The organism is Pseudoalteromonas sp. XMcav1-K (assembly GCF_044005875.1).
Lineage (GTDB): Bacteria > Pseudomonadota > Gammaproteobacteria > Enterobacterales > Alteromonadaceae > Pseudoalteromonas > Pseudoalteromonas spongiae.
Genome location: NZ_JBIPJE010000012.1, coordinates 1 through 21,201 on the forward strand (window position 1 = coordinate 1; position 21,201 = coordinate 21,201).

15 protein-coding genes are annotated in these 21,201 nt (G+C 42.2%); 11 read left to right on the plus strand and 4 right to left on the minus strand.

Features of this window, described 5'->3' with window-relative positions:
• Positions 1-390: 390 nt before the first annotated feature.
• From pdhR to ACHSBP_RS00435, 9 genes are all read left to right on the plus strand, one after another.
• Complete coding sequence (pdhR, locus tag ACHSBP_RS00395) at positions 391-1,137, plus strand: pyruvate dehydrogenase complex transcriptional repressor PdhR (RefSeq protein ID WP_010561738.1); 747 nt, start codon at positions 391-393, stop codon at positions 1,135-1,137.
• 69 nt (positions 1,138-1,206) lie between these two features.
• Positions 1,207-3,873, plus strand: a complete 2,667-nt coding sequence (gene aceE, locus ACHSBP_RS00400; RefSeq protein ID WP_395387917.1) for a pyruvate dehydrogenase (acetyl-transferring), homodimeric type — start codon at positions 1,207-1,209, stop codon at positions 3,871-3,873.
• 12 nt (positions 3,874-3,885) lie between these two features.
• A complete protein-coding gene (aceF, locus tag ACHSBP_RS00405; protein ID WP_395387918.1) occupies positions 3,886-5,781 on the plus strand; it encodes a pyruvate dehydrogenase complex dihydrolipoyllysine-residue acetyltransferase in 1,896 nt (631 codons plus the stop codon).
• A 237-nt stretch (positions 5,782-6,018) separates the two neighbouring features.
• The gene (gene lpdA / locus ACHSBP_RS00410; protein WP_010561735.1) at positions 6,019-7,443 is read left to right on the plus strand and encodes a dihydrolipoyl dehydrogenase; all 1,425 of its coding nucleotides are present in this window, start codon (positions 6,019-6,021) and stop codon (positions 7,441-7,443) included.
• A 130-nt stretch (positions 7,444-7,573) separates the two neighbouring features.
• Positions 7,574-8,245 carry a tRNA-uridine aminocarboxypropyltransferase gene (locus ACHSBP_RS00415; RefSeq protein WP_395387919.1) on the plus strand — a complete coding sequence of 224 codons (672 nt, stop codon included), beginning with the start codon at positions 7,574-7,576 and terminating at the stop codon, positions 8,243-8,245.
• Between the two features lie 757 nt (positions 8,246-9,002).
• Positions 9,003-10,004: an extracellular solute-binding protein gene (locus ACHSBP_RS00420; protein WP_395387920.1), complete on the plus strand. Its 1,002-nt coding sequence runs from the start codon at positions 9,003-9,005 to the stop codon at positions 10,002-10,004.
• Positions 10,004-11,650, plus strand: coding sequence for an iron ABC transporter permease (locus ACHSBP_RS00425; protein WP_010561732.1), 1,647 nt, complete (start codon positions 10,004-10,006; stop codon positions 11,648-11,650). The genes ACHSBP_RS00420 and ACHSBP_RS00425 overlap by 1 nt, the downstream gene beginning before the upstream one ends.
• A complete protein-coding gene (locus ACHSBP_RS00430) occupies positions 11,643-12,701 on the plus strand; it encodes an ABC transporter ATP-binding protein (RefSeq protein WP_010561731.1) in 1,059 nt (352 codons plus the stop codon). The genes ACHSBP_RS00425 and ACHSBP_RS00430 overlap by 8 nt, the downstream gene beginning before the upstream one ends.
• A gap of 14 nt (positions 12,702-12,715) precedes the next feature.
• Complete coding sequence (locus ACHSBP_RS00435; RefSeq protein WP_010561730.1) at positions 12,716-13,627, plus strand: Dyp-type peroxidase; 912 nt, start codon at positions 12,716-12,718, stop codon at positions 13,625-13,627.
• A 40-nt stretch (positions 13,628-13,667) separates the two neighbouring features.
• On the opposite strand, the gene argR is transcribed toward ACHSBP_RS00435, so the two are convergent.
• Entirely contained in the window at positions 13,668-14,135 is a 468-nt protein-coding gene (gene argR / locus ACHSBP_RS00440) for a transcriptional regulator ArgR (protein WP_010561729.1), read from the minus strand.
• Between the two features lie 287 nt (positions 14,136-14,422).
• Here argR and mdh point away from each other — a divergent pair, with 287 nt between their 5' ends.
• Positions 14,423-15,361, plus strand: coding sequence for a malate dehydrogenase (gene mdh / locus ACHSBP_RS00445; RefSeq protein WP_010561728.1), 939 nt, complete (start codon positions 14,423-14,425; stop codon positions 15,359-15,361).
• Positions 15,362-15,462: 101 nt separating this feature from the next.
• Here mdh and ACHSBP_RS00450 read toward each other — a convergent pair whose 3' ends face one another.
• The 3 genes from ACHSBP_RS00450 to rdgB form a co-directional block, all read right to left on the minus strand.
• Positions 15,463-17,289: a DUF885 domain-containing protein gene (locus ACHSBP_RS00450; RefSeq protein WP_395387921.1), complete on the minus strand. Its 1,827-nt coding sequence runs from the start codon at positions 17,287-17,289 to the stop codon at positions 15,463-15,465.
• 82 nt (positions 17,290-17,371) lie between these two features.
• The gene (hemW, locus tag ACHSBP_RS00455; protein ID WP_395387922.1) at positions 17,372-18,508 is read right to left on the minus strand and encodes a radical SAM family heme chaperone HemW; all 1,137 of its coding nucleotides are present in this window, start codon (positions 18,506-18,508) and stop codon (positions 17,372-17,374) included.
• Entirely contained in the window at positions 18,508-19,101 is a 594-nt protein-coding gene (gene rdgB, locus ACHSBP_RS00460; RefSeq protein WP_395387923.1) for an RdgB/HAM1 family non-canonical purine NTP pyrophosphatase, read from the minus strand. Before rdgB ends, hemW begins: the two co-directional genes overlap by 1 nt.
• 204 nt (positions 19,102-19,305) lie before the next feature.
• Between rdgB and ACHSBP_RS00465 the strand changes: the two genes are divergently transcribed.
• Positions 19,306-20,985: an alkaline phosphatase gene (locus ACHSBP_RS00465; RefSeq protein ID WP_010561724.1), complete on the plus strand. Its 1,680-nt coding sequence runs from the start codon at positions 19,306-19,308 to the stop codon at positions 20,983-20,985.
• Positions 20,986-21,201: the final 216 nt, after the last annotated feature.

A 21,201-nucleotide genomic window follows, 5' to 3' on the forward strand; every position in this document is an offset into this window, starting at 1 on the left:
TGAACCCTGAACCCTGAACCCTGAACCCTGAACCCTGAACCCTGAACCCTGAACCCTGAACCCTGAACCCTGAACCCTGAACCCTATCTGGTCTGACCATTTTACTTTTTCACCAATTAAATAATTATTCTGTTATTTTTTGTCTACCTTTAATGGTGTTTGATTTCTTATCTCGTACGTAACCTGAGGTTTAGTGCATCGTTGCCAAACTATTTTTAGGCAAAAACACTGCATTGAATAGTTATGCCATTAATCTTGATAATTTTGACTATTCACCGTATTTCTGATAATTTAAGCGCTAATTTTTGGTATGACCAATTTACCTTTTGCGAATTTGACACACTATTTGCTTGATTAGGAACGGAAAACAGAAGGTTACTTCAAAAGCCTATGTCATTTAAGATAAAAGCCGCTAAGCTGTCGGATGTGATTTTAGAACAACTTGAGAATATGATTCTTGAGGGCTCGTTGGCGCCTGGCGAAAAATTACCGCCGGAGCGTGAGCTGGCGAAACAATTTGAAGTGTCACGTCCTTCATTGCGTGAAGCGATTCAAAAATTGGAAGCCAGAGGGCTGGTAACACGTCGCCAAGGTGGCGGTACTTATGTTAAAAACCAGCTTGAAGGTGGTATGACAGATCCACTGTTTGATTTGATTTCCAAACACCCTGAATCACAATTCGACCTACTTGAATTCCGTCATGCCTTAGAAGGTATCGCAGCCTACTATGCGGCACTTCGTGGTACCGATACAGATTTTGAATATATTTCCAAGTGTTTTGATGCCATTGCAACTGCAAATGATATTGAAACCCAAGCCCAAATGATCAATGCCTTTCATTTTGCCGTAGCAGAAGCCTCGCATAACGTAGTGTTGCTGCACTTAATTCGCGGTATGAAATCATTACTTGAGCAAAATATTCAGCAGAATTTAATGGTATTAGTGCAAAAATCAGATGTTAAAACGCAACTGGCTGAACACAGAAAATTCCTGTTTGATGCAGTAATTACAGGACAACCAGATAAAGCACGTGACGCAAGTAATGCGCACTTAGCCTTTATTGAAGAAGCTTTATTGCAAGCGGGTAAAGAGCACTCTCGTATTGAGCGCAGTTTACGCCGTTCGCAAAAAAATTAAACGATTTGAAACATAACTCGATTTATCTGTTAGGGATAAATTTGAATTTAAACATAAGGAACACTCCATATGTCTGAAGTCAATAAAATTGACGTTGACGCGTTAGAAACCCGAGAGTGGTTGCAAGCGCTTGAGTCAGTAGTAAAAGAAGAAGGCGTTGAACGCGCACAGTTTTTACTTGAACAAGTACTAGAGCAAGCACGTCTTGACGGCGTAGATATGCCAACTGGTATCACAACTAACTATGTGAATACTATCCCAGCAGATCAAGAACCTGCGTATCCAGGTGACACAACAATTGAGCGTCGTATTCGTTCAATCGTGCGTTGGAATGCGATCATGATCGTTTTACGCGCGTCTAAGAAAGACTTAGAGCTAGGCGGCCACATGGCGTCTTACCAGTCTTCAGCAGCATTCTACGAAATGTGTTTTAACCACTTCTTCCGTGCACCAAACGAGAAAGACGGTGGTGATTTAGTTTATTACCAAGGTCACATTTCACCGGGTATCTACGCACGTGCTTTCTTAGAAGGCCGTTTGACAGAAGAACAACTAGATAACTTCCGTCAAGAAGTTGATGGTAATGGTATTTCTTCATACCCGCACCCTAAATTAATGCCTGAATTCTGGCAGTTCCCGACGGTATCAATGGGTCTTGGTCCGATTGCATCTATTTACCAAGCGCGTTTCCTTAAATACCTAGAAGGTCGTGGTCTGAAAGAGACGAACGAGCAGCGTGTTTATGCGTTCTTAGGTGATGGTGAGATGGATGAGCCAGAATCACGTGGTGCAATTTCTTTCGCTGCGCGTGAGAAGCTAGATAACCTATGTTACCTAATTAACTGTAACTTACAGCGCCTAGATGGCCCAGTAATGGGTAATGGTAAGATCATTCAAGAACTTGAAGGTTTATTTAAAGGTGCAGGCTGGAACGTAATTAAAGTAGTTTGGGGTTCTGGTTGGGATCTACTGCTTGCAAAAGATACGTCTGGTAAGCTGTTACAGCTTATGAACGAAACAATCGACGGTGATTACCAGACTTATAAGTCAAAAGACGGTGCTTACGTGCGTGAACACTTCTTTGGTCGTTACCCAGAAACTGCAGCACTTGTTGCAGATATGACTGATGACGAGATCTTCGCGCTTAAGCGTGGTGGTCACGATACATCTAAGCTTTTTGCAGCTTACAAAGCAGCGCAAGAGACAAAAGGCCGTCCAACTGTAATCTTAGCTAAAACTGTTAAAGGTTACGGCATGGGTGAAGCAGCTGAAGGTAAAAATATTGCGCACCAAGTTAAGAAAATGGACATGACGCACGTTGAACACCTTCGTTCACGTCTTGGTCTTGAAGACTTAGTATCTGACGAGCAAATCAAAGACTTACCATACTTGAAGCTTGAAGAAGGCTCTGCAGAGTACGAATACTTACATGCGCGCCGTAAAGCACTGCACGGTTACACGCCACAGCGTTTACCTAACTTCACGCAAGCACTAGAAATTCCAACGTTAGAGCAGTTTAAGCCACTTTTAGAAGAGCAAAAGCGTGATATCTCTACGACTATGGGTTATGTACGTGCGCTAAATATCTTATTGAAAGATAAAGGCGTAGGTAAAAATATCGTACCTATCATTGCGGATGAAGCGCGTACCTTTGGTATGGAAGGTTTATTCCGTCAAATCGGTATTTATAACCCACATGGCCAGAACTACACACCTCAAGACCGTGATATCGTTTCTTATTACAAAGAAGCAACATCAGGTCAGGTACTTCAAGAAGGTATCAATGAACTAGGAGCAATGTCGTCATGGGTTGCTGCAGCAACATCATACTCGACAAATGACCTGCCGATGATCCCATTCTACATCTACTACTCTATGTTCGGTTTCCAACGTGTTGGCGACATGGCATGGATGGCGGGTGACCAACAAGCGCGTGGTTTCTTACTAGGTGCAACCGCTGGCCGTACAACGCTTAACGGTGAAGGTCTACAGCACGAAGACGGTCACTCGCACATTCAAGCGGGTACTATTCCTAACTGTATTTCTTATGACCCAACGTTCGTATTTGAAGTAGCGGTAATCCTGCAAGACGGTATTCGTCGTATGTACGGTCCTGATCAAGAAAACGTGTTCTACTACCTAACACTAATGAACGAAAACTACGCACAACCTGCAATGCCAGAAGGTGCGGAAGAAGGTATTCGTAAGGGTATCTACAAGCTTGAAGAAAACGCTGGTGACAAAGCACACGTTCAGCTAATGGGGTCAGGTACTATCTTAAACGAAGTACGTAAAGCAGGTCAGATCCTAAGCGAAGAGTACGGTATTGGTTCTGACGTATTCTCAGTAACGTCATTCAATGAGCTTGCGCGTGACGGTCAAGACGTTGAGCGTTTCAATATGCTTAACCCAACAAGCGATGCAAAAGTGCCTTACATCACATCTGTATTAGGTGAGTCTCCGGCAATCGCTGCAACTGACTATATGAAGAACTATGCAGAGCAAGTACGTGCATACATGCCAAGCGCATCGTACAAAGTACTTGGTACTGATGGTTATGGTCGTTCAGACAGCCGTGAAAACTTACGTCGTCACTTCGAAGTAAATGCAGGTTACGTAGTTGTAGCTGCGCTTACAGAGCTTGTTAAGCAAGGTAAAGTTGACGCATCAGTTGTGGCAGACGCTATCAAGAAATTTGATATCGACACAACGAAAACTAACCCACTATACGCATAAGAGGCAGATAGAATGGCAATCGAAATTCATGTTCCAGACATTGGTGCAGATGAGGTTGAAGTAACTGAGATCCTAGTTAACGTAGGTGATACAGTTGAAGTTGATCAATCTCTTATTTCAGTTGAAGGTGATAAAGCTTCAATGGAAGTGCCAGCTGCACAAGCGGGTACAGTGAAAGAAATTAAAGTAGCTGAAGGCGACACTGTTGCAACTGGTTCTTTAATTATGATTTTTGATGCTGCGGGTGATGCACCTGCGGCAGCCGAGCCTGAAGCAACAGCAGCCCCAGCGGCTGCACCTGCTCCAGTAGCGGCGTCTGAATTAGTTGAGGTTCACGTACCAGACATCGGTGGTGACGAAGTTGAAGTTACTGAAATCATGGTTGCCGTAGGCGACGTGGTTGAAGCTGACCAATCAATCTTAAACGTAGAAGGCGACAAGGCTTCTATGGAAGTACCAGCACCATTTGGCGGTACAGTTAAAGAAGTGAAGGTTGAAGTTGGCGGCAAAGTATCAACGGGCTCGCTAGTATTCGTATTTGAAACGGGTGCATCTGCGCCGGCAGCTGTTGAAGCGGCTCCTGCGGCAGCGCCTGCTCCAGCAGCTGCGGCTGAACTTAAAGAAGTTCACGTACCAGACATCGGCGGTGACGAAGTTGAAGTAACTGAAGTCATGGTTGCGGTAGGCGATGTAGTTGAAGCTGACCAATCAATCTTAAACGTAGAAGGTGATAAGGCTTCTATGGAAGTACCAGCACCATTTGCAGGTACTGTTAAAGAAGTGAAGGTTGAAGTTGGCGGTAAAGTATCGACTGGTTCTCTTGTTTTTGTATTTGAAACGCAAGGCTCAGCGCCTGCAAGCGCACCTGCTGCGCCAGCCCCTGCACAAGCGGCTCCGGCAGCACCTGCGGCAAAACCAGCGCCAGCAGCGGCACCTGCAGCTTCAGCACAAAAAGATGAATTTGTAGCGAACGACCAATACGCACATGCATCACCTGTAGTTCGTCGCCTAGCGCGTGAGTTTGGTGTAAACCTTGCGCGCGTTAAAGGCACGGGTCGCAAGAACCGTGTACTTAAAGAAGACGTACAAAACTACGTGAAAGAGTTAGTGAAGCAAGTTGAATCAGGTCAGCTATCTAAAGGTGGCAACACTGGCGGTGGCGAGCTAAACCTAATTCCTTGGCCAAAAGTAGACTTCAGCAAATTTGGTGAAGTTGAAGAGAAGAAACTTTCTCGTATTCAAAAGCTTTCTGGTGCAAACCTTCACCGTAACTGGGTACAGATCCCGCATGTTACGCAATTTGACGAAGCAGACATCACGACGCTAGAAGCATTCCGTAAAGAGCAGAATGTAATGGCTGAGAAGAAGAAAATGGGCGTGAAGATCACTCCATTAGTATTCGTAATGAAAGCCGCTGCTAAAGCACTAGAAGAGTTCCCAACGTTTAATTCATCACTGTCTGAAGATGGCGAAAGCTTAATCCTTAAGAAGTATGTAAATATTGGTATTGCAGTAGATACGCCAAATGGTCTAGTTGTTCCTGTTGTACGTGACGTGAACAAAAAAGGCATCATTGAGCTATCTCGCGAGTTGATGGAAATCTCTGGCAAAGCACGTGAAGGCAAACTAACTGCATCAGATATGCAGGGCGGTTGTTTCACTATTTCTAGCCTAGGTGGCATCGGTGGTACTGCGTTTACACCAATCGTAAACGCGCCAGAAGTTGCTATCTTAGGTGTGTCAAAGTCAGACATGAAGCCTAAGTGGAATGGTAAAGAGTTTGAGCCGCGCCTAATGGTGCCGCTAAGCTGTTCATACGACCACCGTGTAATTGACGGTGCGTTAGCAGCACGCTTTACTGCAACACTTGCAGCTTACCTGAGCGACATTCGCCAGTTAGTGATGTAAGAAAAGAGCTTAACGCATAACTTCGGTTATGCGTTTTGTTTATCGCTCTGATGTAGCAAATAGTATTAATTGAACGAAATCTCTTGAAAATTGCACGACATATGTAAACGGCAATGCTAGAATTTCGCGCAATATTAATTTATCTGCCCAAAGTCTTGTTAATTGAGATAAATAGGCAGGAGTTTGGGTGATACAATTCTCGTATTATCCCGTTCGAATAACAGTTAAGGTAATAACATGAGCAACGAAATCAAAACTCAAGTTGTTGTACTAGGCGGTGGTCCTGGTGGTTACTCTGCAGCATTCCGTGCTGCTGATTTAGGTTTAGATGTAACATTAATCGAATCACGCAATACTTTAGGTGGTGTGTGCTTAAACGTAGGTTGTATTCCTTCAAAAGCACTTTTACACGTAGCTAAAGTAATTGATGACGCAGCTGAAATGGCGTCTCACGGTGTTACTTTCGGTGCTCCTCAAATCGACCTAGACAAAATCCGTTCATGGAAAGAGTCTGTAATCGGTCAACTTACTGGCGGCCTAGACGGCATGGCGAAAATGCGTAAAGTTAACGTAGTTAACGGTTACGGAAAATTCACAGGTTCTAACACCATTGCTGTTGAAGGCGAAAACGGTACAACTACTGTTACTTTCGATAATGCGATTATCGCTGCAGGCTCTCAGCCAGTAAATCTACCTTTCATCCCTGAAGATGATCGTGTAATTGACTCAACAGGCGCGCTTGAACTTAAAGACGTTCCTGAAAAGTTATTAGTACTTGGTGGTGGTATCATCGGTCTTGAGATGGGTACTGTTTACCGTGCACTAGGTTCACAAATCGACGTTGTTGAATTTGCTGATCAACTAGTACCAGCTGCTGATAAAGACGTTATCAAGATTTACCAAAAGTACGTTAAGAACAAGTTCAACGTAATGCTTTCTACTAAAGTTGTTGCAGTTGAAGCGAAAGAAGACGGCCTATACGTTTCATTTGAAGGTAAAAACGCACCAGCTGAAGCTGTTCGTTACGACAAAGTACTTGTTGCTGTTGGCCGTACACCGAACGGTAAACTACTTGACGCTGAAAAAGCAGGCGTAGCAGTTGATGAACGTGGCTTTATCAACACTGACAAGCAAATGAAGACAAACGTAAACCACATCTTCGCGATTGGTGATATCGTTGGTCAACCAATGCTTGCACATAAAGCGGTTCACGAAGCACACGTTGCTGCTGAAGTTATCTCTGGTAAGAAGCATTACTTCGATCCTAAGTGTATTCCTTCAATTGCATACACAGATCCAGAAATCGCATGGGTAGGTGTAACTGAGAAAGAAGCAAAAGAGCAAGGCCTTAAAATTGAAACTGCGGTATTCCCGTGGGCAGCATCTGGCCGTGCAATCGCTTCAGCACGTACTGAAGGTTCAACAAAGCTTATCTTCGATAAAGACTCAGGTCGCGTTATCGGTGGTGCTATGGTTGGTATCAACGCAGGTGAAATGCTTGGCGAAATCGGCCTAGCAGTTGAAATGGGCGCAGATGGTGAAGACCTAGCGTTAACAATTCACGCTCACCCAACACTGAACGAGTCAATCGGTCTAGCTGCTGAAATTTTCGAAGGTTCAATCACTGACCTTCCAAACAAAAAAGCAGTTAAAAAGAAGTAATCTAATTCTTCTTTAGAAAAACCCAGCCACTGTGCTGGGTTTTTTATTATCTGGATTATGTACATCGGCTTAGTATTAGCTCAAAGCGCCAAAAAACGTTAGAATACGCCGCTTGTTTGGGAGAGGTCGATTGAAAAATTCAGTATTAGCACTTAGGCAACAACAGATCGCTGCAGCAAAGCGTGAATATAAAGCGCGTGGTTCAAAATTATCGCGCTGTGAGCATTGTTTGTTATCTGAAACCTTATGTATTTGTGATGGTATCGAAGAGGCAAATTGTGATGCTGCAGTTTGTTTACTGATGTATCACAATGAGAGTTTTAAGCCGTCAAATACCGGACGTTTAATCGCTGATATTGTGCCTGACAATTATGCCTTTCGTTGGGACAGAACAGAACCTGATAAAGCGCTTTTAGATTTATTACAAAGTGATAAATACCAGCCCTTTATTGTGTTTCCTGAAGATAATATGCCAGTAGACCGGGTTGTTAAACAGGTCAGTCGTATTGCAGGTAAAAAACCGTTATTTGTTTTTTTAGATGGTACGTGGCGTGAAGCGAAGAAAATGATTCGCAAAAGCCCTTATTTAGACGGTTTCCCGATTTTATCTATTAGCCCTGAAAAGCTCTCCGAGTATCATTTACGTGTTGCCGCATTTGAGCACCAATTGGGTACTGCTGAGGTTGCCATTATGGTGTTGCAGCTTGCAGGAGAGCTTGATGCGTCTCAAAAGTTAGAGCGTCACTTTATTGATTTTAGAAATGCGTACTTAAAGGGTAAACGCAGTAAATTAGTGCCGTAATAACGGCATTAAAATTTGAAGTATGGCATTGCTGTTTTTAGAAATGAGCAATTTCTAGAAGGGTAAGTGCTGTGAACTAGTGGCTTAAAGCGCATATTCAAAACGTGATAAGTGAATTTTAGGCAAATAAAAAGCGCAGCTTAAAGCTGCGCCTTAACGGAATCTTATTAGCGTCCTGCTATGCACATATCGTTGTTTGATTAGTGCAATCCTTGATATCCCTATTTTGACATGACTCGTCAATGAGCTAAATCCTTGCTCAATCCATCTATCCTATTTACAATCCTGTAAGAAAATCCGTTTAAGGTCCACATCCTGTAAACCATCAATTCCCTTGGCATCCTAGCCCAAAATCCATCTAGTAAATCCTACCAGCTCCTGCCGCTTACTAATCCTAAGTAAGGTCAATTCAGTCCATTTCCTTTTGACAGTTTTAATTCTAGAGCAGTGGTTGTTGAATAAAACTATATAAAATGGCTTGGTAAATTTGTTTTATTGCTGAAATATAGAGTTTGACGTGGTTATATATTTATAAAACAAAGTGTTAACTATTTTGGGTGCGTGTGTGCACCTAGTTTTTTGAGATAAGTAGGAGTGTTCTGTGAGATATATCCTACAGTTAAATTCGCTAATGTCTTTTGCTCTTCTAACTGAAAATTGTTTTCATTTAATTAAATTGAGTGCATTTAACGCTGTACATTCAATATTAGATAGATACAATTCAAGTGATAATACTTCTTATTAATGGTTCTAGAATATGAAAAAAGCAATCGCATTACTCGCACTGCTAGCAGCTGGTGAAGTTGCAGCAAAAGATGTTGTTAATATTTACTCTTATCGTCAGGGCTTTTTAATTGAACCTATTCTGCAAGAGTTCACAAAAGAGACAGGTATTGAAACAAAAGTTGTTTTTGCCAAAAAAGGTTTAATTGAAAAACTTAAAAAAGAAGGTAAATACACGAAAGCCGATATGGTGCTTACGTCTAACTTTAGTGCGCTGTTACAGCTTGAAGATGAAGGCTTAGTGCAACCGATTAAAAGTAACGTAATCGAAAAAAATGTACCAAAGCAATTTCGTGATGACGAAGGAAATTGGGTTGCACTGACTAAACGTGTACGTAATGTTTACTCGTCTAAAGAGCGTGTTGGTAAGTTAGACACGTTAACCTATGAAGATCTCGCTAAATCTGAATACAAAGGCAAAATTTGTATGCGTTCAGGTAAGCACCCTTATAACTTGGGCTTAGTTGCTTCTATGATTGCGCATCATGGCGAAGCAGAAGCGCGAGCGTGGTTAAAGGGCTTAAAAGCAAACCTAGCACGTAAGCCACAAGGTAACGACCGTGCACAAGTAAAAGCAGTAAAAGAAGGCTTGTGTGATGTAGCGCTCGGTAACAGTTATTACTTTGGTAAAATGCTGAACGATCCAAAGCAAGTGCCTTGGGCTGAGTCTGTGTACATTAACTTCCCAAATCAGCAAGATCGTGGCTCACATATCAATGTATCTGGTGCGGTTTTAACCAAGCATGGTAAAAATACGACTAACGCATTAAAATTAATCGAATTTATGACTGACAACAAAGCTCAGAGTATGTATGCTTCAGTGAATATGGAATATCCGGTAAAGACGGATGTTGAAGTGTCTGAGTTAGTGGCGTCTTGGGGCAAATTTAAGGAAGATGCACTGCCATTAACAAAGGTAAGTGAATACCGTCCATTGGCATTGAAGCTAATCGACGAGGTAAAATTTGATCTTTAATGCGCCTTAATTTTTCACTGTCTAAATGGCAGTTTATTGCTTTCGCGACAGGCTTTTGCCTGTCGCTTCCGTTATTGTTCCTGATTTTTGAATCCTTCCAGCCTGATAAGGAAGTCTTTGAACACTTAAAACAAACAGTATTGTGGGATTACACCTTTAATACCATAGTGTTGATTTTTGGCGTCTGCTTGCTCAGTTGTGTGATTGCGTTGCCACTAGCATGGCTTTGTGCCTACAGTGACTTTCCCGGTAAAAAGCATTTTGAGTGGGCATTGATGCTACCACTTGCAATGCCAACTTATATTATCGCCTATATTTATACCGACTTATTTGATTATGCGGGCCCCATTCAGTCATGGTTGCGCGCGGTTTTTGGCTGGCAATCACCGAGTGATTATTGGTTTTTTGATATTCGCACGCTCGGCGGTGCAATCGTAATGATTGCATTAGTGCTATATCCATATTTATTTTTGATTTTTAAAACCGCACTTAAAGAGCAATCTTATAAATTAGTTCAGGCCAGCCAAGTAATGGGTTACTCGCCTGTTAAAAGCTTTTTTAAAGTATCGATTCCGTTAGGGCGTGGCGCAATTGCTGCGGCATTAGCACTTATCAGCATGGAATCAATGGCTGATTTTGCAACGGTAAATTATTTTGCAGTAAGTACCCTGACAACGGCAGTATACGATACCTGGCTTGGTTACTATTCACTCACGGCGGCAGCGAAAATCTCCGGCATTATGTTACTGTTTTTGTTTGTCGTGATAGGCGTAGAGAAATTTAGCCGACGCAACCAAGCGGTATTTGAACGTGGTGCAAGCGAAAATAACGGACCGCTTTATTACCTATCGGGAAAATCAGCATGGTTAGCAACAGCATATTGTGCATTAATACTTTTTGCTGGGTTTGTGCTGCCAATTCTTATTTTGATGAGCTACGCAGTGAGCTATTTTAGTGAAGCGTTCAATAGCGATGCGTTTTTATATGCTTGGCAGAGCTTAAAAATAGCGCTAATCGTTAGTTTCGTTTGCGTTGCTTTAAGTGTGCTGGTGAATTTCTATCAACGTTCAAGCTTATCGCGCTGGGCAGGTGTGCCAGGCAAAGTTGCCAGTACTGGTTATGCATTGCCTGGCACCGTATTAGCAATAGCAGTGCTACTGCCGCTCACCGCACTTGATCAACAGCTCAATATTTTTGCCGAATCAACACAGTGGTTTGCCGAACCAGGATTGTTGTTTAGTGGTTCTATTTTTGCCTTAATGTTTGCTTACGTAGTGCGCTTTTATGCGATTTCACAAGGTGCCATTGAATCTAGCTATGCGCGTATTTCACCATCGCTCGATATGGCAAGTCATTCAATGGGCGTAAGTGCAGGCAATACCTTGCGCCGAGTGCATATGCCACTGCTTAAGCGCGGTATGCTTACTGCTGGTTTAATTGTATTTATTGAATGTATGAAAGAGTTACCTGCGGCACTGTTATTACGCCCTTTTGACTTTGAAACGCTGGCAACCTATGTTTTCCAATACGTCAGTGATGAGCAGCTTGAGCTTGCCTCAGTGTCGGCGTTATTTATCGTACTTGTCGGTTTAATCCCTTTATATTTAGTTAATAACACTATGGAAGCTAAAGCATCTCATGAGTAATTTGTCGATTAACAATTTAGAATATAGCTACAATGGCAAACCGATCTTAAAAGATTTGTCATTGCAGGTAAAAGACAATGAAATTGTGTGTTTACTCGGTGCAAGTGGCTGTGGCAAAACCACCACGTTAAAAGCAATTGCTGGCTTGTTGAAACCTAGCAAAGGCGATATTTCGATTGCGCAAGTTGCGGTTAACGGTGATTCGCTTTATGTGCCGCCACAAGAGCGCAATATCGGTATGATGTTTCAAGACTATGCGTTGTTTCCTCATTTAACCGTTGAGCAAAACATTGCGTTTGGCTTACACAAAGAATCCTCGAGTGTACGCAACGAGCGTGTTAAAGAAATGCTGTCACTGATTAAGCTAGAGGCATTTGCCGAGCGATATCCTCACCAATTATCTGGTGGTCAGCAACAGCGCGTGGCCATTGCTCGCGCACTGGCATATAAACCGAGTTTATTATTGCTTGATGAACCATTTTCCAATATCGATCACCAAGTACGCTTTCAATTAATTGATGATATTCGCCGTATTATTAAAGATCAGCAAGTTTCCGCTATTTTTGTAACCCATTCCAAAGAGGAAGCTTTTGCCTTTGCTGATAAATTGGCGATCATGGAAGAGGGCAAAATTGCACAATTGGGCACAGCAGAAGCACTTTATCGCAAACCTGCGACAAAAGGTGTTGCGGCATTTTTAAGTGCTGGTATTTTTATCGATGCAGAAGCGACATCGAGCACTGAATTTAAAACTGAGTTTGGTACCATTACTTCACTTGAACCTGTTACCAATGACCAAAATGAAGTGTCAGGAAAAGGCTGTATATACTTAAAGCCTCAATATTTAACTTTAAGCGAAAACGAACAAGGAGTAGGCGAGTTTGTTGCGAGCCGTTTTGTTGGTAACCGCTATTTATGTCGTGTAAAACTAGGGCAACAAGAACTTGAAATTCCATGCGCGCAACATCAGCGCTATGCTTATGGTCAGCGATTAGCTATTGATGTTCGTCCGCATTTGGTTAATTATTTCGCTTATACTAATAACAATTAAGTAGGAAACCCGCTATGCCACAAGCGCAATCAGGAGTTTGTGCTGAAGCCAATTTACATGGTGTGCATTTATTTTTAAATGTATTAGATGGCCAAGAACTCAGCTTGTCGAAAAAATTGGCAAGTATTATTGATATGCAAGAGCGGTTTGATCACGAATTTTCAGAAGCGCTTGTGTCGTGTGTTGTGGCGATAGGTTCGCAATTCTGGCCACATATTTACCCCAGTAAAATGCCAAAAACCTTGGCAGGCTTTCCACAATTTGAACATATTGAGCATGCTACGCCGTCACGTCCAATAGATTTAATGATTCAAATTAGGGCAGATCGTCTTGATGTAGTTCATTTGTTTGTGATGGAAGTGATTGAATTACTGAGTGGTGATATTGAGCTGATTGACCAAGTTAAGTGTTTTCATTATTTAGATGGTCGTGACCTAAATGGCTTTATTTATGGTGTTGCCAATCCCCATGGTCGCAAAAAGCAGCTTGTTGCTTTAGTGGGGGATGAAGACGTTGCATTTTCTGCAGGCAGTTATATTCATGTGCAGCGTTATCGTTATGATTTAAAGGCATGGCAAGAAATCTCAAAAGCTGAACAAGAAATTGTAATGGGTCGAATGGCTAATTCTAACCAAGCGGTTAGCTGCGCTCCGGAAAACAGTCATAGTGCTCGTACAGAGCTTTACGATGACCATGGCAATGCATTATTTTTAAATCAAGGCATGCCATTTGCTGATATTAACCAACAGGGCTTTTTATTTATTAGCTGTGCAAACAATGGCTATGCGTTTCAAACGCTTCTCAAACACCGTTTAGGCTACATTGATGATAATGGCCCAGATATGTGGCTGGAGTTTGCGAAAAGTGATTTTGGTGCGGCATTTTTTGCACCATCAGTGAATATGCTAAGGGAGTTAGCAAGGTAGCAGAGAGTTCATCAATGAGGATGAACTCTCAAAAATAGAGTTACACGTTTTCAAATAAGTTTTTTACGCGTTCAAGCGTGACATCAATTTCTGAAATTTTTGCTGGCGCAATAAAAATCGTATCATCACCGGCAATAGTGCCTAACACACCGTCTGCTTTGCCAAGTGAATCAAGCAAACGTGCAATTAGTTGTGCAGCACCTGGGCTGGTACGAATGATGATCATCATTTCGTTATGCATAATATCAATTACCAGTTGGCGCAGCGGACTTTTCGCTGTCGGTACACCCATTTCTGCAGGTAAACAATACACCATCTCTTGTTTTGCATTACGTGTACGTACAGCACCAAATTTACTTAACATGCGAGACACTTTGCTCTGACTAATATTGTCAAAACCCATGTCTTTTAAGGCATCAACAATCTCGCCTTGTGAACCAAAGTTTTCTTCTTTTAAAAGGGCTTTGAACGCTTTAACCAGCGCTTCTTGTTTATCTTGTATTTGCATGTGAACGGGCTGTTTAACCAATTGATGAACGTTACCTTAAATTTTACACAAGTTAGGGTTAAATGCATTAATAAAATCGTCATCTTAATTCAATTAGAGTTGAATTAATCTCAATGAAAACGCGATTTTTTTAATTGATAGCGTTGTCAACTAATCTAGTCGGATAAAGTTTACAACTATGGTCGAGATTTATATAAAAAATACCTGTTTTATTTGTTTTTATGCGCACTTTTCATTATCTTTATGGCACTTTTTTAAATACCTACCTCTAATCACGGAGAATTCACATGAAAGTTGCAGTTTTAGGCGCAGCTGGTGGTATCGGCCAGGCCCTTTCTTTATTACTTAAAACACAATTACCAGCTGGTTCTGAGCTATCGTTATACGATGTAGCGCCAGTTGTTCCAGGTGTTGCTGTTGACCTATCACATATCCCAACTGCAGTTAAAGTTGAAGGTTTTGGTAAAGACGATTTAGATGCAGCACTTGCTGGCGCAGATATCGTAATTATTCCAGCAGGTATGCCACGTAAGCCGGGTATGGACCGAGCAGACTTATTCAATGTTAATGCAAGCATTGTTAAAACACTTGCTGAAGGCATTGTTAAAAACTGTCCTAAGGCGCTTGTAGGTGTTATCACTAACCCTGTAAACGGCACTGTACCAATCGTTGCTGAAGTATTCAAAAAGGCAGGTACTTACGAAGCTAACCGTGTATTCGGTGTTACAACGCTAGACGTTATCCGTTCAGAAGCGTTCATCGCTGAACTTAAAGGCGTAGACGTTGCTTCTGTTAAAGTACCAGTAATCGGTGGTCACTCAGGTACAACTATTCTTCCACTTCTTTCACAAGTTGAAGGTGTTGAGTTCACAGCAGAAGAAGTTGAAGCACTTACTCCACGTATTCAAAACGCAGGTACTGAAGTTGTTAACGCAAAAGCGGGGGGCGGTTCAGCGACACTTTCAATGGGCGCAGCAGCTGCACGTTTCACTCAGTCTTTAGTTAAAGGCTTACAAGGTGAAGAAGGTGTTATCGACTACGCATACGTTGCAATCGACGGTGGTGACGCTGCATACTTCGCACACCCTGTACGTTTAGGCAAAAACGGTGTTGAAGAAATCCTTTCTTACGGTGAGCTTAGCGCATTCGAAGAGAAAGCAAAGAACGACATGCTTGAAACGCTTAACAAAGACATTCAAGAAGGTATCGACTTCATCAACGGTTAATCGCGTTGAGAAAAGATTAAAAAAGGCCGCAATTGCGGCCTTTTTTGTTTTTAGCTATCAATAAAAAAGGCGCTTATTGCGCCTTTTCATGGTAAGAAACATTAACCTTGTTTGCTTGCAACCCAATCGTTTACAAAGCCTTCAAGAGTATTAAGTGGCACAGGACCGCTCTTAAGCACTACATCGTGGAATTCACGAATATCGAACTTTTCACCAAGTTGCTTCTTCGCACTTTCACGTAATTCTACAATCTTGATCATACCGATTTTGTACGCCGTTGCTTGTGATGGCATTACAATGTGACGCTCTACCATCTTAACGCCGTCTGAGGTTGCATTTGGCGTGTTATTTACGTAGTAGTCGATACCTTGTTGACGCGTCCACTTCATCGCGTGAATACCTGTATCTACTACTAAGCGACATGCACGCCATAACTCCATCGCTAAACGACCAAAGTCTGAGTAAGGATCTTCGTATAAGCCCATTTCTTTAGGCACCATTTCAGAGTATAAACCCCAGCCTTCAACGTATGCTGTGTAACCGCCAAATTTACGGAATTTAGGAACGCCTTCAAGCTCTTGCGCGATAGCAATTTGCATGTGGTGGCCTGGAATACCTTCATGGTAAGCAAGCGCTTCCATTTGGTAAGTTGGCATCGCTTCCATATCGTACAGGTTGGCATAGTAAATACCAGGGCGTGAGCCATCTGGCGCAGGTTGCTGGTAAAACGCTTTACCTGCTGCTTTTTCACGGAATGCTTCAACACGTTTTACAATCATGTCGGCTTTTGGCTTAACGATAAATAACTCATCAAGGCGCGATTTCATGTTATCGATCATTGCCGTCGCATCAGCAAGGTACTTTGCTTTACCTTCTTCCGTGTTTGGCAAGTAGAACTGCTTGTCGGTTTTCATGAACTCCATGAACGCTTTTAAGTCGCCTTTAAAGCCAACTTTATCTTTGATTTCACGCATTTCATCATGAATACGTGCAACTTCAGCTAAACCAATCGCGTGAATTTCTTTTGCCGTAAGATCGGTTGTTGTCGTGCGTGCTAATGCATTGTTGTAGTATGCTTCACCTTGCGGGAACTTCCAAGCACCATCGCGGTTATCAGCGCGAGATTCTAAACCAATTAAGTAGCTGATAAGTGATTCATAGGCAGGACCAACTGCAGTTTTAAGCGCATTTGTTGCATCAGTGATAAGAGCGTCTTTTTCAGCTTGTGCGATTTCTAACTTTGCCACTTTGCGTTTAAAGTCAGCAAGCAGGGTTGAATCTTCACCAGTTGTGAAAGGAGCACCTTTTAAGATGTTTTTGCTTGAATCAATTACATGTGGGAACACGAATTTAGGCGCGATAATGCCTTTTTCAGCACGAGTTTCTAAATCTTTTTCAAGTTGTTCAAATACCGTTGGTACACCATTTAAACGAGAAATATACGCTTTTGCATCACTTAAATCGGCAATTTGATGTTGGTTAATCAAAAATGCAGGGATCATTGAGTGTGTGCCATACATTTGATTTACTGGATACGTGTGGTAGCGCCATTTAAAGTCATCAATGCTTTGTACTAAACGCTGTTCCATTAAGTCATAGCTAACTTGTGTCGTGTTATCTAGCTTGCTTCGGTCAAAAGCGCGCAGCGTTTCAAGGTCTTTTTTCGCAAGCGCTAAATCTTCTAACGCACGTGCTTCAGAACCGTCGTCCCATTTGTCATAGTCTTTTTTGATGCCCATATAGGTTTGGTAAACAGGGCTGCGCATTACGCCGCGCATAAAAACTTCTTCAAAGAACGCGTTTGCACGTTCGCTTTCTGATTGTTGTTTAACTACTTCAGCAGTTGTATCTTGTGTTGTTGCTGGTGTTTGACAACCAACTAAAAAAACAGAGCTGATTGCTGCTGCAATTAATGAGCGCTTAAGCATTTTGTTTTACCTTTATAGTTATGACTTTATAACGAAGTATTTACTCAACGTTACTGTTTTACAGGGGTCGCTACAAACGACGTTACACAAATAATTGTAACAAGTCATTTAAAAAGCGGTGTCCTTTTGCGGTAACTTGCCAGACATTGTCGTTTTTTTGCATTAATCCTGCAGTAACCGCGTGATTTAAATTAGTTTCAACGTGTTCAAGTGGCAGCCCAGTAAACTCAACAAACTCGTTGATGTTGAATGATTCATGTAGGCGCAAGCGGTTCATGAAATATTCAAAAGGCAGTTCATCATTTGCTACGTGCCAGCTATCAAATAGGTATGGTCTGGTTAAGTCCATGTAGCCTTTAGGGTGTTTTACCTTAACAGTGCGTACCAGTTTTTGTGTTGTTAAATCGGTGATTTTGCCATGGGCGCCACAGCCAATACCCAAGTAATCACCAAAACGCCAGTAATTTAAATTATGCTGACATTGAAAGCCCGGTTTGGCGTAGCCTGATATTTCATATTGCTCGTAACCTGCATCCGTTAACAGCTGGTGGCCTTGTTCTTGAATCTGCCACAAGGTTTCATCTTCAGGCAGTACAGGCGGTTTTGACGCAAATTGGGTATTAGGCTCAATGGTGAGTTGATACCACGAAATATGGGGCGGATTGAGCGCGATAACTTGTTTAAGATCACTCAGTGCATCATCGATGGATTGATCTGGCAATCCATGCATTAAGTCCATATTAAAACTGTTTAAACCTATGGTCTTTGCCAATTTTGCTGCATTAATAGCTTCATCGGCATTGTGAATACGGCCAAGGCTTTTTAGTTTGTCTTGTTGCAGCGATTGAACACCAATCGAAATACGATTGACGCCAGCGGCACGGTAGCCAATAAAGCGCTCAGCTTCAACCGTGCCCGGGTTAGCTTCAAGGGTAATTTCTATACCCTTTGCGAACGGTATAAGGCGCTCAACACCTTGCAATAAGTTTGCGATAGCTTTTTCACTAAACAGGCTCGGTGTGCCGCCACCGATAAATATACTAGTGAGTTTACGGCCTTGCACATAAGCAAGGTCGGTTTTTAAATCATCTAGCAAGTGCTGTACGTATGCTGATTCAGGAATATCTGACTTTACGCCATGACTATTAAAATCACAGTAAGGGCACTTTTGCACACACCAAGGTATGTGTATATAAAGACTTAATGGTGGCAGTTTCATTAATTAGCCTTGAGCAAGTCGAGCAGTTGATTAAGTGCCTTTCCGCGGTGGCTTAGGCTATTTTTAGTAGCCTTATCTAGCATTGCAGCGCTGCAATTTTTCTCGTGACTAAAGAATACTGGGTCGTAACCAAAGCCTTGTTCACCTTGACGCTTAGGTAAAATTTCACCTTGCCATACGCCTTGGCAAATTAATGGAGTAGGGTCGTCCGCGTGGCGCATAAGCACCAATACACACCAAAAACGGGCTGTACGATTCGGATTATCGCCCAGCTCACTTAGTAGCTTATCAATGTTATCTGAGTCATTCGCATTAACACCTGCAAATCGTGCTGAGTAAATGCCCGGAGCACCGCCTAGGGCTTCAACTTCAAGACCTGAATCGTCCGCGATCGCCGGTAAGCCGGTAATCTTTGCCGCATGCCTTGCTTTGATTATGGCATTTTCAATAAATGTGGTGCCGGTTTCAGCAACTTCTGGCACATCAAACTCTGATTGTGCGACTACTTCAATATTCAAACTAGCGAGTTTATCGGCTAGCTCAGCAACTTTACCTTGGTTACCCGTTGCCAAAACGATTTTTTCAAATGACATAAAACGAAATTTCTAAAGGAATGATGTTAGTTATTATATCAAGAGCGCAAGCGTATTGCTTTGTGGATTTCATGAAATGTTATATTGTTACTTTTCAATGGGTTAGAGGTTGAGTGATTATTCTAAATGCCATAAATATGAAATCTTAGTTTAACAATAGATAAGTAGGCTATCGCAAATTTTAAATCATACGGGTACAAAATAATGAAAAAAACATGTGTCGCCCTAGCAGTTGCTAGCTTACTTATGACGGGTTGTGGTTCTGACGATAAAGAAATCGTAGAAGTAATTAAAGAAGTTGAAGTGATTAAAGAGGTGGAAGTACCACCAGTAGCGGTTACTGAAGTTAAAAACGTGATTTTAATGATTGGTGACGGTATGGGCCCTCAGCAAGTTGGCTTACTTGAAGAGTATGCTCGCCGCGCACCTAATTCAACGTACAGTGCTAAAAATGGTGTGACTGCGTTATCTAACTTTGCCAATCAAGGTGTAATGGGCTTGTCTCTTAATGCACCGCATGGTGATAATGGTAAGTTGGTTGTTGACTCAGCGTGTTCTGCAACACAATTAGCAACAGGCTTAGCGGCAGGTTCTGAAATGATTGGCCTTGATGACCAAGGTAATATCGTTGAAACCATTTTAGAAAAAGCGAAAAAAGCAGGCAAAGCCACAGGCTTAGTATCAGATACTCGCATTACCCATGCAACACCAGCGGCATTTGCCGCGCACCAACCACATCGTTCGTTAGAACCTGCGATTGCTGAAGAGCTAATTGAAAGTGGCAATGTTGATGTATTACTTTCAGGTGGCGCTCGCGTATTCTTACCGTCTGATATTAAAACAGATGCGGCCGATCGTGACGTTATGAGTGCACTTGGCGCGCCTGAATCGGTGTATAAAAAATCAAAGCGTAGCGACAACCGTAACTTAGTCGTTGAAGCGAAAGAGCAGTTTGGTTATGAACTAGCGTTTGATAAAGCGCAGCTAGCTGCAACAGAAACAACTAAACTACTTGGTTTGTTCGCAAACTCGGGTATGGCTGACGGTATTGCCTACTCAGCATGTAAAGAAGCAAATAACTGTTCTCAACCATCGCTTAAAGAAATGACTAAAAAGGCACTTGATGTGCTTTCTAAAGATGAAGATGGCTTCTTCCTAATGATTGAAGGTGGTCAGATTGACTGGGCAGGACACGCGAACGATGCGGGTTGGATGCTACATGAACTATTAAAGTTTGACGAAGCGGTAGAAGCGGTTTACGAATGGGTAAAAGATCGTAACGATACGCTGGTTGTTGTAACAGCTGACCATGAAACTGGCAGCTTTGGTTTTAGTTACTCACGTTACAATATGCCTGAAGCAACAACACTTCCAGGCGATGGCATGCAAGGTCGCGACTACAAGCCTAACTTCAACTTTGGTGATTTAAGCCACTTAGAAATGTTGTATAAGCAGTCGGGTACTTTCTACAACATGCTTGATATGGCAAACGCAGATTGGAACTTTGACGCTGCAACAGCAAACGATTGGATGACTGCAATCAATAACTACAGCGCGTATAAAGTGACACTAGAGGAAGCTGAGAAAGTAGGTGAGCGTGAAAACAACCCTTACTATGACCCAGATCACTCTTATCAAAGTGCTGATGTAACGCCAAAGTTTGACGACTTTAATGAGTTTTATGTATACGCAGACGAAGACCACACTGCAAAAATTGGTCGTGCACTTGCTCGTCACCAAAATGTTGTTTGGGGTACAGGTACACATACAGCAGCACCTGTTCCAGTTTATGCTTTTGGTCCTGAAGGTGTAACTAAACAGTTCTCAACCATGCAACACCATGTTGATATTGGTCAGAAAATGATGGCAGCGCTTGGCTTGTAAACTCGCTTTAAGAGTAACACTAGCCAATAACAAAAAAGCGCCGTAAGGCGCTTTTTTAATGTGTAGATTAATTTGTTTAAGAAAAAATATTAGGGTCTGTTGATCTTTGCTGTTCTATTTTTGTTCTGTTTGAGCGTGCTTTTATCGCGGCGCTCGATGTGTGGCCTAGTAATCTAAGCGAATATCGAGCAACAATGAGAAAAGTGCGCTCAAAAG

Bases quoted from the DNA above. Each gene is read 5' to 3' on its own strand.
- rdgB (WP_395387923.1), bottom strand. From the start codon at position 19,101: ATGTCATTTGAAAAAATCGTTTTGGCAACGGGTAACCAAGGTAAAGTT.
- ACHSBP_RS00450 (WP_395387921.1), bottom strand. From the start codon at position 17,289: ATGCTTAAGCGCTCATTAATTGCAGCAGCAATCAGCTCTGTTTTTTTA.
- pdhR (WP_010561738.1), top strand. From the start codon at position 391: ATGTCATTTAAGATAAAAGCCGCTAAGCTGTCGGATGTGATTTTAGAA.
- ACHSBP_RS00425 (WP_010561732.1), top strand. From the start codon at position 10,004: ATGCGCCTTAATTTTTCACTGTCTAAATGGCAGTTTATTGCTTTCGCG.
- aceF (WP_395387918.1), top strand. From the start codon at position 3,886: ATGGCAATCGAAATTCATGTTCCAGACATTGGTGCAGATGAGGTTGAA.
- hemW (WP_395387922.1), bottom strand. From the start codon at position 18,508: ATGAAACTGCCACCATTAAGTCTTTATATACACATACCTTGGTGTGTG.
- mdh (WP_010561728.1), top strand. From the start codon at position 14,423: ATGAAAGTTGCAGTTTTAGGCGCAGCTGGTGGTATCGGCCAGGCCCTT.
- argR (WP_010561729.1), bottom strand. From the start codon at position 14,135: ATGCAAATACAAGATAAACAAGAAGCGCTGGTTAAAGCGTTCAAAGCC.
- ACHSBP_RS00430 (WP_010561731.1), top strand. From the start codon at position 11,643: ATGAGTAATTTGTCGATTAACAATTTAGAATATAGCTACAATGGCAAA.
- lpdA (WP_010561735.1), top strand. From the start codon at position 6,019: ATGAGCAACGAAATCAAAACTCAAGTTGTTGTACTAGGCGGTGGTCCT.
- aceE (WP_395387917.1), top strand. From the start codon at position 1,207: ATGTCTGAAGTCAATAAAATTGACGTTGACGCGTTAGAAACCCGAGAG.
- ACHSBP_RS00420 (WP_395387920.1), top strand. From the start codon at position 9,003: ATGAAAAAAGCAATCGCATTACTCGCACTGCTAGCAGCTGGTGAAGTT.
- ACHSBP_RS00465 (WP_010561724.1), top strand. From the start codon at position 19,306: ATGAAAAAAACATGTGTCGCCCTAGCAGTTGCTAGCTTACTTATGACG.
- ACHSBP_RS00435 (WP_010561730.1), top strand. From the start codon at position 12,716: ATGCCACAAGCGCAATCAGGAGTTTGTGCTGAAGCCAATTTACATGGT.